Origin of the sequence: Tepidimonas sp., assembly GCF_029335975.1 — a bacterium.
Classification (GTDB): domain Bacteria; phylum Pseudomonadota; class Gammaproteobacteria; order Burkholderiales; family Burkholderiaceae_C; genus Tepidimonas.
In genome coordinates this window covers 1-14,601 of the sequence record NZ_JARJMT020000021.1, presented here as the reverse complement: position 1 = coordinate 14,601, position 14,601 = coordinate 1, and the positions used below count along the sequence as shown (strand labels likewise).

Below are 14,601 nucleotides of genomic sequence, written 5' to 3'. Positions count from 1 at the left end.
CCTCAAGCTCGAGACCGTCAGCCGTGAAATCAGCGCCCTGGTCCGCGCTGGGGCTATCGAGCCGCTGGATCGTCACGGCCGGCTCTATCGGATCGCCGATGAGGGGATACTCGCGGCCGCCGTGGCGGGCTGAAGGCCCTGTGGCGGATCACAGCTCTTCTATGCGGCGGGGAGGGTAAGTGTCCCAGCCTTGGCAGCCCGGGCAATGCCAGAAGTACTGGCGGGACTCGAACCCGCAGGCCGCGCAACGGTAGCGTTTGAGGGGCTCACTCGCGCGCTCCAGCGCCCGCCGAACCAGCGGCTCTTCGTCCGAGGTGCCAAGCGGCACCCCGGCCAGCCACAGGGTGGCCGCGACCAGCGACGGCTCGTGGCGCAGGTGGGCGATGTAGCGCTGCCGCGCGGTGGCCGCATCCGGGTCCAGCGTGGCCAGCGCCTGCGTCACGTCCAGCGATGGGGCATGCGCCTGCGCCCAGGCGGCCAGGCGGGCGCGTGCCCGCTCGGGCGCACCTGCCATCCGGGCCCATTGCGCCAGGCTGTGCGCAATCAGCGGTACATGCTGCGGGCAATGGTCGGCCAAGGCCTCCAGCGCGGCCAAACCGCCATCCACATGCCCGAGCGACTGGCGTAGATCGGCCAGCGTCGCCCACGCCCGCGCCGACTGCGGCACCTGGTGTACCAGCGCTTCCAGCAGCGCCAGCGCTTCGGTCGTGTGCCCCTGACGATGCAGCGCTGCCGCCAGCTCGCAGCGGTGGTGCGCCAGCCGCAGGCGAAAACTCCCGCGGTCGCTGCCTTCCAGTGCCTGCGCCATCTCGGCTGCACGGGCCCAGTCGCGCGAGCGTTCGTAGATCCCCAGCAGCGCTATTTTGGCGTCGGTGTCGTAGCACGTGCCCAGCAACGCGGTGAAGGCCGCCTCCGCCCGGTCCAGCAGGCCGGCTTTCAGAAAATCGAACGCCAGCGCGTGCTGCGCCCGTTCGCGCTCGCGCGGCGGCAGGTCCGCCCGGGCGAGCAGGTGCTCATGCACCCGCACCGCGCGGTCATAATCGCCGCGGCGGCGGAACAGCCCACCCAGCGCAAAGTGCAGCTCCGCCGCATCCGGGTCATGCCGAACCGCTTCGATGAAGGCGTCGATGGCCTGGTCCTGCTGTTCATTGAGCAGGTGATTCAGGCCGCGGAAATAGGCCCGCGGCGCTTGACGGCTCTCCAGCCTCCACTGCCGCAGATCGAAGCGCGAGGCCAGCCAGCCCAGCGCAAACGCCGCAGGCAGCGCCCACAGCAGCCACGAGAGATCAAACCCCATAGGGTGGCTCTTGCGGCACCGGCGCCGTTGCAGTGGACGCAGGCCCGGTGGCGGCCACATCGGCCTGGCGAGCCGTGCGCCGCGCGCGCCACCACAGTGGCACCATCACCGCCATGCCCAGCAAAACGCCGGCAAACAGCGCGAGGAGCAGAACCAGCACCAGCGGGGCCTCCCACTGTGCTCCAAACAGCCCTTGCACGCGCACCGGAGCCTGGTTGTTGAGTGCCAGAGCGAAGATGAGCAAGAACACAGCCGCCTTGAGCAGCCAGCCCAGTACCCTCATGCCGCCCCCCGCTGCGGGCCGTCGACGGCTTCCCGCAGAGCTTTGCCAGGCTTGAAGTGCACCATCCGTTTGGGGGGGACGTCGACTGGTTCGCCCGTGCGGGGATTGCGCGCCAACCGCGCGGCGCGCTCGCCAACCGAGAAGCTGCCGAAACCGCGGATTTCGATGCGCTGCCCGGCCATCAGGCTCTCGGTCATCGCGTCCAGCAGGGTTTTGACTGCGGCCTGCGCGTCGGCTGCGGTCAAATGCGGATAACGTTCGGTCAGGGCATCGAACAAATCGCTGCGGTTCATACCGCCATTATGCCCAAGCGAAGCGGATGGACGGCAGGCGTTGATCGTGCGCGCGCTCATGAAAAAAGCCCGGCGGGCGCACCCGGGCCGGGCTGTGGTCGGCGGTTCGGGGTGGCCCGAACCCGTGTCGGCGAAGATCAGCCGTTTTGACCGTCCAACTTGGCGCGCAACAGCGCGCCCAGATTGGTGGTGCCGGCGTTGCCAGCGGTTTGGCTCAGGCTGGCCATGGCTTCCTGCTGGTCGGCGGCGTCCTTGGCCTTGATCGAGAGCTGAATGCTGCGATTTTTGCGATCGACGTTGACGATCACGGCCGTCACCTCGTCACCCACTTTGAGTACATTCCGGGCATCTTCGACGCGGTCGCGCGAGATCTCGCTGGCGCGCAGATAGCCCACGATGTCCTGACCCAGGTCGATTTCGGCGCCCTTGGCATCGACGCTCTTGACCGTGCCGGTGACCGTCGCGCCCTTGTCGTGGATGGAGACGAAAGTCGTGAATGGATCGGCGTCGAGCTGCTTGATGCCCAAGCTGATCCGCTCGCGCTCGACGTCCACGCCGAGCACGACGGCCTCGACTTCTTGGCCCTTCTTGTAGTTGCGCACGGCGGTCTCGCCCGGCTCGTTCCAGGACAGGTCGGACAGGTGCACCAGGCCATCGATACCCGACTCCAGGCCGACGAAGACGCCAAAGTCGGTGATCGATTTGATCGGGCCTTTGACCTTGTCGCCACGCTTGTGCGTATCGGCGAACTCTTGCCACGGATTGGGCTTGCACTGCTTCATGCCCAGGCTGATGCGGCGCTTGTCTTCGTCGATGTCGAGCACCATGATCTCGACCTCGTCGCCGATGGAGACGACCTTGTTGGGCGCCACATTTTTGTTGGTCCAGTCCATCTCAGAGACGTGCACCAGACCCTCGATACCGGGCTCCAGCTCGACAAAGGCGCCGTAGTCGGCGATGTTGGTCACCTTGCCGAACAGGCGCGTGCCGGCGGGATAGCGGCGCGCCACGCCCAGCCAGGGATCGTCGCCCATTTGCTTGAGGCCCAGGCTGACACGCTGGCGTTCGGCATCGAACTTCAGCACCTTGGCCGTGACTTCTTGGCCCACCTGCACCACCTCGTTCGGATGGCGCACGCGACGCCAGGCCATGTCGGTGATGTGCAGCAGGCCGTCGATACCGCCCAGGTCGACGAATGCACCGTATTCGGTGATGTTCTTGACCACGCCGGTGACGATGGCGCCTTCCTTGAGGGTCTCGAGCAGTTTGGCGCGCTCTTCGCCCATGCTGGCCTCGATGACGGCGCGGCGGCTGAGCACGACGTTGTTGCGTTTGCGGTCGAGCTTGATGACCTTGAACTCCATGGTCTTGCCCTCGTAAGGCGTCAAATCCTTGACGGGGCGGGTGTCGACCAGCGAGCCGGGCAGGAACGCGCTGATGCCGTTGACCATGACCTTGAGCCCGCCCTTGACCTTGATGGTCGTGGTGCCGGTGACGAATTCGCCCGACTCCAGCGCCTTCTCGAGCGCCATCCACGAGGCCAGACGCTTGGCCTTGTCACGCGACAAAACGGTGTCGCCGTAGCCATTTTCGACGGCTTCGACCGCAACGGCAACGAAATCGCCAACTTGGACTTCGAGCTCACCCTGGTCGTTCTTGAACTCGCTCAAGGGAATATAGGCCTCGGACTTCAGCCCGGCGTTGACAACCACGTGGTTGTGGTCGATGCGCACCACCTCGGCGGTGATGACCTCGCCGGCGCGCATTTCGGCGCGCTTGAGCGACTCTTCGAACAGGGCGGCAAACGATTCAGACATGCAGATTCCTGGGTGCCGCGGTCGTCCGGGACCGGCGGCGATTGGGTGGTCACCCGAACAGTCGTCGGGCGGTGGGTTGTCGAACCCTCCGGCGTGCGGACATGCCATCCGGCTGCGCCCTCGGGGCCCTGCAAGACCGGCCGTCGGGCCGAGGCGGACGCCCTCAGCCACCAAACGGCCGGCTGCGCTGCCACCACGCCAGCACGGTGTCCACCGATTGCTCGATGGTTTGTTCCGAGTTGTCGAGGGTCAGCGCATCTTCGGCAGGCTTCAGCGGCGCAGCCGCGCGCATCCGATCGCGCGCATCCCGTGCCTCTAAGTCAGCCAAAAGACTGTCAATGTTAGCAGTTACACCGCGTAAAATCAACTGCTCGCGGCGCCGCTGGGCGCGCGTGGCGGCGCTGGCGGTCAAAAAAACCTTCAGTGGCGCATCCGGAAAGACCACCGTGCCCATGTCGCGCCCATCGGCCACCAGACCGGGCAGGCGCCGGAACCCCCGCTGCAGCGCCAGCAGGCCAGCACGCACGGCTGGCACAGCCGACACCCGCGACGCCGCCATGCCGGCCGCTTCGCTGCGCACCGCGTCGGTGACGTCGTCCCCCGCCAGCCAGATGCGCCCGTCGGCAAAGCGCACCGGCAGCTGCTCGGCCAATGCCCCCAAGCGCTGCGCCAGCGCGGGGTCGGCCAGCGCCGCTTCGTCCGTGGACAAGCCAGCCCGCTCGGCGGCGAGTCCGACCACCCGATACAAGGCGCCGGAGTCCAGCACATGGTAGCCCAGGCGCTGGGCCACGGCAGCGGCCAGCGTACCCTTGCCCGAGGCGGTGGGGCCGTCGATGCAGATCACGGGAATGTCGGCCGGCTCGGCTTGCACCACCGACCACAGCGTCTCGAAATAATCGGGGAAGGTCTTGCCGACGCACTGTGGATCCAGGATACGCACCGGCAGCCGCGCGGGGTTGAAGGCTGCCAGCGACGCACACATGGCCATGCGGTGGTCGTCGTAGGTGCGAATAGCGGCGGCTCGCCAGCCGCGTCCGTCGGCACCCAGCGGATGCACGCGCAGCCAGTCTGCCCCTTCTTCCACGGTGGCGCCGAGCTGGCGCAGCTCCGCGGCCATGGCAGCGATGCGGTCCGTCTCCTTCACGCGCCAACTGCCTATGTGGCGCAGCGTGGTCGGGCCGTCGGCATATAGCGCCATCACCGCCAGCGTCATGGCGGCGTCGGGGATGTGGTTGCAGTCCAGGTCCAGCGCGCGCAGCGGCCAGGCGCCGCGGCGCACATGCAGGCGGTTGGCCTCGCCCTCGACGAGAGCGCCCATGGCCCGGGCAGCTTCGACGAAGCGGATATCTCCCTGAATCGAATTCAACCCGACGCCTTCAATAGTGACGGGGGTGTCGGTCGCGGCAATCGCCCCCAAGGCGATGAAGTAGCTGGCCGACGAGGCGTCGCCCTCGACATGGATACGCCCCGGCGTGGAGTAGTGCGCCCCGGCGGGAATCGTAAAACGCGACCAGCCCTCGCGCTGCACATCCACGCCAAAGCGCGCCAGCAGGCGCAGGGTGATTTCGATGTAGGGCTTGGAGATCAGCTCGCCCACCACCTCGATGGTGACGGCACGCGTCTGCGCGGCCAGCGGCAGGGCCAAGAGCAACGCGGTCAGAAACTGGCTCGAGACGTCGCCGCGCACGCGGATCGGAGCGTCCAGCTGCAACGGTGTCGGCGCGCGGGCACCGACCGCCAGCGGCGGATAGCCGGGTTGGCCCAGGTCCTCGATGATGCCGCCCAACTGGCGCAGGGCGTCCACCAGGTCGCCAATCGGGCGCTCGTGCATGCGTGGCACGCCCGAGAGTTCGAAGCGCCCCCCCTGCAGGGCGGTGAGCACCGTCAGCGCGGCGGTCAGGGGGCGCATCGCCGTGCCTGCATTGCCCAGGAACAGGCGCGCCTCGCGCACATGCAGCCGACCCGCTAGCCCACGTACGCGAACCGTGGTGGGCCCGAGCCGCTCCAGCCCGCAGCCCAGTGTCGCGAGCGCCTCCAGCATCACCCGGGTGTCGTCGGAGTCGAGCAGGTCCTCGATCACCGTCACGCCGTCGCACAGCGCAGCCAGCAGCAGCACGCGGTTGGAGATGCTCTTGGAGCCGGGCAGCCGCACGCTGCCGGCAGCGCGCATCAGCGGGGGGATGTCGAGGAAGGCGGTGCGGTACATGGGGGATCGGATGACGGGGGTGCGGCGGCGTAGGCGCCGGCGGCCCATTGGGTGCGGATGCGGCTGGCCTCGGCGATCAGTTCGCGCAACAGGTGCGCGTCGCCTGCATCCAAGGTGGCTTCGAAGCTGTCCAGTGCCGCGCGGAAGTGCCGGATCTGCGCCCGCAGCTCGGTGGCGTTGGCCAGCAGGATGTCACGCCAGACGTCGGGGTCACTCGCGGCAATGCGGGTGAAGTCGCGAAAGCCGGGTCCAGCCAGCCCCAGGAAATCCGCCGCCTGAGGTTGCCCCGCCAGCGCCCGTACGGCCGCAAAGGCCAACAGGTGTGGCAGATGGCTGACGGCGGCATAGGCGGCGTCATGCGCCCGTGGCGTCATGGTGCGCACGCGCGTCCCCAGGGCCTGCCACAGCGCCTGGGCACGCGCAACCAGGGTTGGGTCGGTCTCGGCCAGTGGGGTCAGGATCACTTGGCAGCCGCGGTACAGGTCCGCGCTGGCGTGCTCCACACCGGCGCGCTCTTTGCCAGCGATCGGATGCGCGGGCACGAATTGTCCCAGCCGGTCGGCCAGCGTTTGGCGCGCAGCTTGCACCACATCGCTCTTGGTCGATCCGACATCCATGACCAAGGCGCCCGGGCCGATCTGAGGGCGTATGGCCTGCAGCGCCTCACCCGTTGCGGCAACCGGTACCGAAACCAGCACCAGATCGGCGCCCGCGGCGGCCATCGGCGCCGAGGATGCTTCTTCATCGATCACGCCCAACGCGCGGGCGCGCGCCACTGTCTCTGGCGAGCGGGCGTAACCCACCACCTGTTGCACCAAACCAGCGGCCTTGAGGGCTAGGGCGAAGGAGCCGCCCATCAGGCCACAGCCAATCACGCCCAAACGAACGAAGCCGGGCGACGGCGCGGCCGTGTCGCGGTCAGTGGCGGGGCGCGTGCTCATGGACCCCTCACTCCGATACCGGGTAAGCGCCCAGCATCTTGTAAAAAGCGCACAGCCCCTGCAGTTCTTGCAGGGCGGCGGCCACAGGGGGCTGGGATGGGTGCCCGGCGAGATCGATGTAAAAGTAATACTCCCACTGGCCAGATTTGGCCGGGCGGGACTCGAAGCGCGTCATCGATACACCGTGCGCCTTGAGTGGGCGCAGCAGATCGTGCACCGCCCCCGGGCGGTTGGGAACCGAGACCACCAGACTGGTACAGTCGCGGCCACTGGCCGGGGGGGTGGCCATGGTTTGCGGTAGGCAAATCACCGCAAAGCGCGTGCGGTTGTAGGCCTCGTCCTGGATGGCATGCGCCACGATGTGCAGCGCGTATTGGGCGGCGGCCCGCTCGCTGGCGATGGCGGCCCAGGCCGGGTTCGTCGTGGCCAGCCGCGCGCCCTCGGCATTGCTGGCGACGGCGCGGCGCTCGGCATGGGGCAGGTGGGTGGACAGCCAGCCTTGGCACTGCGCCAGCGCCTGGGGGTGGGCCATCACCACCTCGATGCCGTCCAGGCTGGGGGTCTGGCGCAGCAGGTTGTGCCGCACCAGCAGGCTGATTTCGCCCACGATGTGCACCGGCGAGCGCAGGAACAGGTCCAGCGAGCGTGCCACCACCCCTTCGGTGGAGTTTTCCACGCCGACGACGCCAAACTGCGCGGTACCCGCCGCGGTAGCATGGAACACCTCGTCGAAGCTCGGGCAATAAATCAGATCGGCGGCGCTGCCGAAGTAGTCGACCGCTGCTTGTTCGCAGAAGGTACCCTCGGGGCCGAGCACTGCGACCCGCAGCGGGGCCTCCAGCGACAGGCAGGCCGACATGATCTCGCGCCAGATGGCGGCGACATGCTGGTTGCGCAGCGGCCCCGAGTTGGCCGCTTCGATGTTGGCAATGACCTGCGCCACGCGGTCGGGCCGGAAGTAGGGCGAACCCTCGGCCCGTTTGACCTCGCCAACGGCCTCGGCGATGCGGGCGCGTTCGTTGAGTAATGCCAGCAGTTGCCGGTCGATGGCATCGATCTGCTCACGCAGGGCCTGCAGCCGGGGGCTGGCGACCGGCGTGGGCGGGGCGGTCGGGGACGGGGTTTGGCGGTCGGTCACGTCGGGTCAGTGGAAAAGCGAAGCCATCGGCGCTCAAGCGCTGCGCTCGAAATCCCGCAGGTAATCCACCAAGGCCTCCACCCCCGCCATCGGCATGGCGTTGTAGAGGCTGGCGCGCATGCCGCCCACCGACTTGTGGCCCTTGAGCTGCAGCAGCCCGCGTTCCTGCGCCCCACGCAGAAACGCGACATTGCGGGGGTGAGCGGGGTCCTGCAACGGCGCTCCGTCGTCACCGCGCAGGAAGAAGGGGATATTCATGCGCGAGCGGCAAGCGGGATCGACCCGGTTGACATACAGGGATGAGCGGTCGATCGCGTCATACAGGCGTTGCGCTTTGGCGGTGTTGCGCGCCTCCATCGCCGCCACGCCGGTGAGGGCCCCCTCGCGCTGCGCCAGCAGCCACTGGAAGGTCAAGCCGGCGATATAGATGGCGTAGGTGGGCGGCGTGTTCAGCATCGAATCGGCATCGGCCAGGGCACGGTAGTCGAACACGCTGGGGCAGATCGGCAGCGCATGGCCGAGCAGATCCTCGCGCACGATGATCAACGTCAAGCCCGCTGGGCCGATATTCTTTTGGGCCCCGCCAAAAGCCAGCCCCACGCGAGTCCAGTCGATTGGGCGCGACAGTACATGTGACGAGAAATCGATCACCAGCGGCGCGTCGCTGCCCAGTGCGGCCAGGTCTGGCAGGGTATGGAACTCCACCCCGTGGATGGTTTCGTTGCTGCACAGGTGCACATAACTGGCATCCGCGCTCAGCCGCCACGTGGCTGGGTCGGGCAGGATGGTAAAGCCCGTGTCGGCCGCGCTGGCGGCGATGCGCACCTCGCCATACCGCCTGGCTTCCTGGGCGGATTTCTGGCTCCACGCGCCGGTGAGCACAAAATCCATCGCCCGCGCCGGGCGCCGTCCCACCAGGTTCAACGGTACCATGGCGTTGTGCGCCAACGCTCCCCCCTGGCTGAACAGCACCTTGAAGTGCGCCGGGATGGCCAGCAGGGTGCGCAAATCGCGCTCGGCCTGCTCGGCAATGGCCATGAAGGCCTGGCCGCGATGGCTCATGTCCATCACACCCATGCCGCTGCCGTGCCAGTCGAGCATTTCAGCGGCTGCCTGTTCCAGCACCGTTTCGGGCATGGTGGCCGGGCCAGCCGAGAAGTTGTAGGGACGCCGTGCCACCGTCTCAGCCTTCCGTGCCGTGTGCGTCTGCCAGTGGGGCGGCTGGTTCGCTTTCGTCATCGTCCGCGATGCGCTGCAGGCCGCTGAGGCGGTCGCCCTCGTCCAAGCTGATGAGCGTGACACCCTGCGTGGCACGCCCCAACTCGCGGATTTCCGCGACCCGCGTGCGCACCAGCACCCCGCGGTCGGTGATGAGCATGATTTCGTCCTCCGGCCGCACCAGCGTCGCGGCCACCACCTTGCCGTTGCGCTCGCTGGTCTGGATCGCGATCATGCCCTTGGTGCCGCGGCCGTGGCGGGTGTATTCGGTAATGGGGGTGCGCTTGCCATAGCCGTTTTCGGTGGCAGTCAGCACGCTCTGGCTTTCGTCCTCGGCCACCAGCATGGCGATGACACGCTGGCCGTCCTCCAGTGCCATACCCTTGACGCCGCGCGCCTGCCGGCCCATCGGGCGCACGTCGTTTTCGTCAAATCGCACCGCCTTGCCCGCGTCCGAAAACAGCATCACATCGTGCCGTCCGTCGGTCAGCGCCGCGCCGACTAGGTAGTCGCCCTCGTCCAAATCGACGGCGATGATGCCCGCCTTGCGCGGATTGCTGAATTCGTCCAGCGCCGTCTTTTTGACCACGCCATGCGCCGTGGCCATGAACACATAGTGGTCGGCCGGAAAGCTGCGAAACTCGCCGGTCAGCGGCAACACGACGTTGATCTTTTCGCCCTCGGCCAGCGGAAACATATTGACGATGGGCCGTCCGCGCGCACCCCGCCCGCCGGCTGGCACTTCCCATACCTTCAACCAGTACAGCCGACCACGGTTGCTGAAGCACAAAATCCAGTCGTGCGTGTTGGCGATGAAAAGCTGGTCGATCCAGTCGTCGTCCTTGGTGGCGGTGGCTTGTTTGCCGCGGCCACCGCGGCGCTGCGCCCGGTATTCCGACAGCGGCTGGCTCTTGATGTAGCCCGCGTGCGACAGGGTCACCACCATATCCTGCGGCGCGATCAGGTCTTCCGTATCGAGTTCCTGCGCGTTGTGCTCGATGTGGCTGCGGCGGGTGCCGACTTTGCTCTGTCCAAACTCCGCACGGATGGCGCGCAGCTCGTCACCGATGATGGCGGTCACGCGCTCGGGCCGCGCCAGGATGTCGAGCAGGTCGTCGATCTGCGCCATCACCTCCTTGTACTCGGCGACGATTTTGTCCTGCTCCAGGCCGGTGAGGCGCTGCAGCCGCATCTGCAGGATCTCCTGCGCCTGTGTCTCCGACAGCGCGTAGAGCCCGTCGGCCTGCAGCCCGTAGGCGCGCGCCAGCCCCTCGGGACGGTAATCATCGGCGTTGACCGTGCCGCCGTCGGCGCGTGCGCGCGTCAGCATCGTGCGCACCAGCGCGCTGTCCCAGCGGCGCGCCATCAGCTCGGCTTTGGCCACCGGCGGAGTGGGGCTTTCGCGGATGATGCGGATGAAAGCATCGATGTTGGCCAGCGCCACGGCCAGTCCCTCCAGCACATGGCCGCGCTCGCGTGCCTTGCGCAGCTCGAACACGGTGCGCCGTGTCACCACTTCGCGCCGGTGCTGCACAAAAATGTCGAGCAGATCCTTTAGGTTGCACAGCTTGGGCTGGCCCTCCACCAGCGCCACCATGTTGATGCCGAAGGTGTCCTGCAGTTGCGTGTGCTTGTACAGGTTGTTGAGGACGACCTCCGGCAGCTCGCCGCGCTTGAGCTCGATGACCACGCGCATGCCGGACTTGTCGGACTCGTCCTGAATGTGGCTGATCCCCTCGATGCGCTTGTCGCGCACCAGCTCGGCGATGCGCTCCAGCAGCACCTTCTTGTTGACCTGGTACGGGATCTCATCGATGACGATGGCTTGGCGCTGGCCGCGGTCGATGTCTTCGAAATGACAGCGCGCGCGCATCACCACTCGCCCACGGCCGGTGCGATAGCCCTCGCGCACACCCTGGATGCCGTAGATGATGCCGGCGGTCGGAAAGTCCGGCGCCGGGATGAAGGCCATCAGGTCATCGACCGTTGCCTCGGGATGCGCCAACAGATGCAAACAGGCATCGACGACCTCATTGAGGTTGTGCGGCGGGATATTGGTGGCCATGCCCACGGCGATGCCAGACGAGCCATTGACCAACAAATTCGGCAGTCGGCTGGGTAGAACCAGCGGCTCGCGTTCGCTGCCATCGTAGTTGGGGCCGAAATCGACTGTCTCTTTATCGATGTCGGCCAGCATCTCGTGCGCGATCTTGGCCAGCCGGATCTCGGTATAGCGCATCGCCGCCGCAGCGTCCCCATCCACCGAGCCGAAGTTTCCCTGGCCATCGATCAGCATGTGACGCAGGCTGAAATCCTGCGCCATGCGCACGATGGTGTCGTAGACCGCGCTGTCGCCGTGCGGGTGGTATTTACCGATCACATCACCGACGATGCGCGCAGACTTCTTGTACGGCCGGTTCCAGTCGTTGCCCAGCTCGTGCATGGCGTACAGCACGCGCCGGTGCACGGGCTTCAAGCCATCACGGGCATCCGGCAACGCACGCCCCACGATCACGCTCATCGCGTAATCGAGGTAGCTGCGGCGCATCTCTTCTTCGAGGCTGATGGGCAGGGTTTCTTTGGCAAACGAAATCATGGGAACGCCGCATGGGTGCGGACGGCCAGGCCGATGCCCCGCGTCCGACGCGCGCCGCCAGGGGTCTGGCGGGCAAACCCCGGTATTGTAAGGAACGCGCGTGCATCACCCTCTGCGGGCACACAGGGGGAAAGCCGCAGTTTGGGCGGCGGTGAAGGCGCGCACTGTCGTATTCTTGCCGCGCTGAGGCCGGTGCGGGGTTGGCATAGGATTCGCTTATGGCACAATGGCATGACGGCCAGACAAGTTTTGCTTGGCTGTTGGCCCGCTCAATCTCCCGTCTCGTCTCCCAGACCAAGAGGAACCCAATGAACAAGTTGACCAAGATCGCAGCGCTGTTTGCGACGGCCGCCATGGCCTCTGCCTCTGGCGCTCAGACCATCGACAACTGGCGCAACGGCACCGGTGACTTGGTGTGGAAAAATGGCACCAACGAGCTGTGCTGGCGTAACGCCAACTGGACGCCCGCCACGGCCGCCCAAGGTTGCGACGGTGCCATCGTGCCGGCCCCGGCACCTGCTCCGGCCCCGGCGCCTGCTCCAGCCCCGGCGCCTGCCCCGGCCCCCGCTCCCGCGCCGGCGCCGGCTGCGCCTGCGGAGGTAACCTATGCGGCCGAGGCGGTCTTCGACTTCGACAAGGCTGTCCTCAAGCCCGAAGGCAAGGCCCGCCTGGGCGATCTGGCCGAGAAGGTCAAAGGGATCAAGCTGGAAGTCGTGATCGCGGTCGGCCACACCGACTCCACGGGTCCTGAGAGCTACAACCAAAAGCTGTCGGTGCGCCGCGCAGAAGCCGTCAAGGCCTATTTGGTGAGCAAGGGCATCGATGCCAACCGCATCTATACCGAGGGCAAAGGCGAGAGCCAGCCGGTGGCCGACAACCGCACCCGCGAGGGCCGCGCCAAAAACCGCCGTGTAGAAATCGAAGTCGTCGGCACGCGCTGATCGGCAGGTGCTAGGCAGGCGCGCGCCTGGTACATCCGTGGCCGGATGTGGCAGCGCAGCCCCTGCCTTGCGTCCTGTCCATGGCCCCGCTTTGGCGGGGCTTTTGTTTTTTCGCAGGCGGGCGCTCGCGCGGGCGCGTGATAATTGACCGATGGATACTTCGTTGAATGCCGATGCGGCCGAACTGGCCAAATTCTCCGAGCTGGCCCACCGTTGGTGGGACCCTGAAAGCGAATTTCGCCCCCTGCACCAGATCAACCCCCTGCGATTGGGGTGGATCGAGGGTTTGGTCGGCCCGCTGGGTGGCCGTGCCGTGCTCGACGTGGGTTGCGGGGGCGGCATTCTGGCCGAGGCCATGGCCCGACAAGGCGCCCAGGTGCTCGGGATCGACTTGGCCGACAAGCCCCTCAAGGTAGCCCAGTTGCATGCGCTGGAACAAGGGGTTGGCGGGGTGACTTACCGGCGCATCAGTGCCGAGCAGTTGGCCGCCGAACAGCCGGGTCATTACGACGTCGTCACCTGCATGGAAATGTTGGAGCATGTGCCCGACCCGGCGTCGGTGGTTGCGGCCTGCGCCACGCTTGTCAAGCCCGGGGGGTGGGTGTTCTTTTCGACCCTCAACCGCAACCCAAAATCGTTTTTGTTTGCCATTGTCGGCGCAGAATATGTGCTGCGCCTGCTGCCGCGCGGCACGCATGAATACGGCAAATTCATCCGCCCCAGCGAGCTGGCAGCCCACTGTCGGCGTGCCGGCCTGGATCTGCAGGCCACCCGTGGGCTGGAGTACAACCCGTTGACGCGCCGCTATTGGCTCAGCGACGACACCAGCGTCAACTATTTGTTTGCAACGCGCAAGGGGGGTGCATGACCCGCTGGCGTGGCATCCGCGCAGTGCTGTTCGACCTGGATGGCACGCTGCTGGACAGTGCCCCGGATTTGGGCCACGCGGCCGACCTGATGCGCCAGCGTCGGGGCTTGCCGCCGCTGGACGAGGCCAACTACCGGCCCCGCGCCAGCAGCGGTGCCCGCGGCATGATCGAAGTCGCTTTCGGCCTGACCCCGGCGCATCCCGAGTTCGAAGCCTACCGAACGGAGTACTTGGAGATCTATGGGCAGGTACTGACCCGCCGCACGCGGCCGTTCGACGGCGTAGCCGAACTGATTGCGACGCTGGATCGTGCGCAAGTGGCGTGGGGGGTAGTGACCAATAAAGTAGAGCGCTTTGCTTTGCCGCTGACCGCTGCGATGCCCCTGTTCGCCACGGCTGCCACCATCATCGGTGGGGACACCACGCCCCACTCCAAGCCGCATCCCGCCCCGCTGCTGGAGGCCGCCCGGCGCTTGGCACTGCCGCCCAAGGCTTGCCTCTACGTCGGTGACGACGAGCGTGATATCGTCGCAGGCCGCGCGGCTGGCATGCCCACCGTGGCGGCGCGCTACGGTTATTTGGGCGTGGCCGCTGATGTCGAGGCCTGGGCAGCCGATGCCATCATCGAGTCGCCGCAGGCTCTCTTGAACTTTCTGGATCTGGCGTAAACTAAGGCAGTACGGGGCTGCATTGGTTTCGACGTGGGTTCGGACCCGCAGCAGGGCATGTCGAGGTGCTGTCACCTCGTAAAACCGCAGCAAAAAAGTAACTGCGAACGACGAACGTTTCGCCCTCGCCGCCTAATCCGGCGAGCCTTGCACCGGTCGGCCGATAGGCCGGGCCGCGGGGGCCGAAAGGTCTCTCGGCAGCAAGGGAATCTTCATCGGCTGGTCGAACGGTGGGCAACCTACCGCTCGATGAGATCCAAGGTTGCTGGCCTGAGGCGCAGCGTGCCGCTGCGCGGCACCTCGGGCGAGATCCAGTTCAGACGGCTACACATGTA

General features: G+C 66.7%; 12 protein-coding genes and 1 other RNA gene. 4 read left to right on the top strand and 9 right to left on the bottom strand.

All coding sequences use genetic code 11. The annotated features are described in order from the left end of the window. Positions 1-148: 148 nt before the first annotated feature. The 9 genes from lapB to gyrA form a co-directional block, all read right to left on the bottom strand. Positions 149-1,297 carry a lipopolysaccharide assembly protein LapB gene (lapB, locus tag P3W97_RS01165; protein WP_300843141.1) on the bottom strand — a complete coding sequence of 383 codons (1,149 nt, stop codon included), beginning with the start codon at positions 1,295-1,297 and terminating at the stop codon, positions 149-151. Beyond that, on the bottom strand, positions 1,287-1,580 hold the full coding sequence (locus P3W97_RS01160) for a lipopolysaccharide assembly LapA domain-containing protein (RefSeq protein WP_300843140.1): 294 nt from the start codon (positions 1,578-1,580) through the stop codon (positions 1,287-1,289). The genes lapB and P3W97_RS01160 overlap by 11 nt, the downstream gene beginning before the upstream one ends. Continuing rightward, a complete protein-coding gene (locus tag P3W97_RS01155) occupies positions 1,577-1,873 on the bottom strand; it encodes an integration host factor subunit beta (protein ID WP_300843139.1) in 297 nt (98 codons plus the stop codon). Before P3W97_RS01155 ends, P3W97_RS01160 begins: the two co-directional genes overlap by 4 nt. Before the next feature lie 137 nt (positions 1,874-2,010). Then, on the bottom strand, positions 2,011-3,690 hold the full coding sequence (rpsA, locus tag P3W97_RS01150) for a 30S ribosomal protein S1 (protein ID WP_300843138.1): 1,680 nt from the start codon (positions 3,688-3,690) through the stop codon (positions 2,011-2,013). 163 nt (positions 3,691-3,853) lie between these two features. Then, positions 3,854-5,896, bottom strand: coding sequence for a bifunctional 3-phosphoshikimate 1-carboxyvinyltransferase/cytidylate kinase (locus P3W97_RS01145; protein WP_300843137.1), 2,043 nt, complete (start codon positions 5,894-5,896; stop codon positions 3,854-3,856). Continuing rightward, a complete protein-coding gene (locus P3W97_RS01140) occupies positions 5,860-6,837 on the bottom strand; it encodes a prephenate dehydrogenase/arogenate dehydrogenase family protein (RefSeq protein ID WP_300843136.1) in 978 nt (325 codons plus the stop codon). Before P3W97_RS01140 ends, P3W97_RS01145 begins: the two co-directional genes overlap by 37 nt. Positions 6,838-6,844: 7 nt before the next feature. Next, the gene (gene pheA / locus P3W97_RS01135) at positions 6,845-7,915 is read right to left on the bottom strand and encodes a prephenate dehydratase (RefSeq protein WP_367184577.1); all 1,071 of its coding nucleotides are present in this window, start codon (positions 7,913-7,915) and stop codon (positions 6,845-6,847) included. 93 nt (positions 7,916-8,008) lie between these two features. Beyond that, positions 8,009-9,214 carry a 3-phosphoserine/phosphohydroxythreonine transaminase gene (gene serC / locus P3W97_RS01130; protein ID WP_300843134.1) on the bottom strand — a complete coding sequence of 402 codons (1,206 nt, stop codon included), beginning with the start codon at positions 9,212-9,214 and terminating at the stop codon, positions 8,009-8,011. Further along, positions 9,159-11,789, bottom strand: a complete 2,631-nt coding sequence (gene gyrA / locus P3W97_RS01125) for a DNA gyrase subunit A (RefSeq protein WP_300843133.1) — start codon at positions 11,787-11,789, stop codon at positions 9,159-9,161. The genes serC and gyrA overlap by 56 nt, the downstream gene beginning before the upstream one ends. Before the next feature lie 308 nt (positions 11,790-12,097). On the opposite strand from gyrA, the gene ompA reads away from it, so the two are divergent. The 4 genes from ompA to ssrA all read left to right on the top strand — a co-directional run. Continuing rightward, a complete protein-coding gene (gene ompA, locus P3W97_RS01120; protein WP_300843132.1) occupies positions 12,098-12,730 on the top strand; it encodes an outer membrane protein OmpA in 633 nt (210 codons plus the stop codon). A 151-nt stretch (positions 12,731-12,881) separates the two neighbouring features. Further along, positions 12,882-13,598 carry a bifunctional 2-polyprenyl-6-hydroxyphenol methylase/3-demethylubiquinol 3-O-methyltransferase UbiG gene (ubiG, locus tag P3W97_RS01115; protein ID WP_300843131.1) on the top strand — a complete coding sequence of 239 codons (717 nt, stop codon included), beginning with the start codon at positions 12,882-12,884 and terminating at the stop codon, positions 13,596-13,598. Further along, complete coding sequence (locus tag P3W97_RS01110) at positions 13,595-14,266, top strand: HAD-IA family hydrolase (RefSeq protein WP_300843130.1); 672 nt, start codon at positions 13,595-13,597, stop codon at positions 14,264-14,266. The genes ubiG and P3W97_RS01110 overlap by 4 nt, the downstream gene beginning before the upstream one ends. Before the next feature lie 13 nt (positions 14,267-14,279). Next, positions 14,280-14,601, top strand: a transfer-messenger RNA (tmRNA) gene (ssrA, locus tag P3W97_RS01105); the annotation flags it as partial.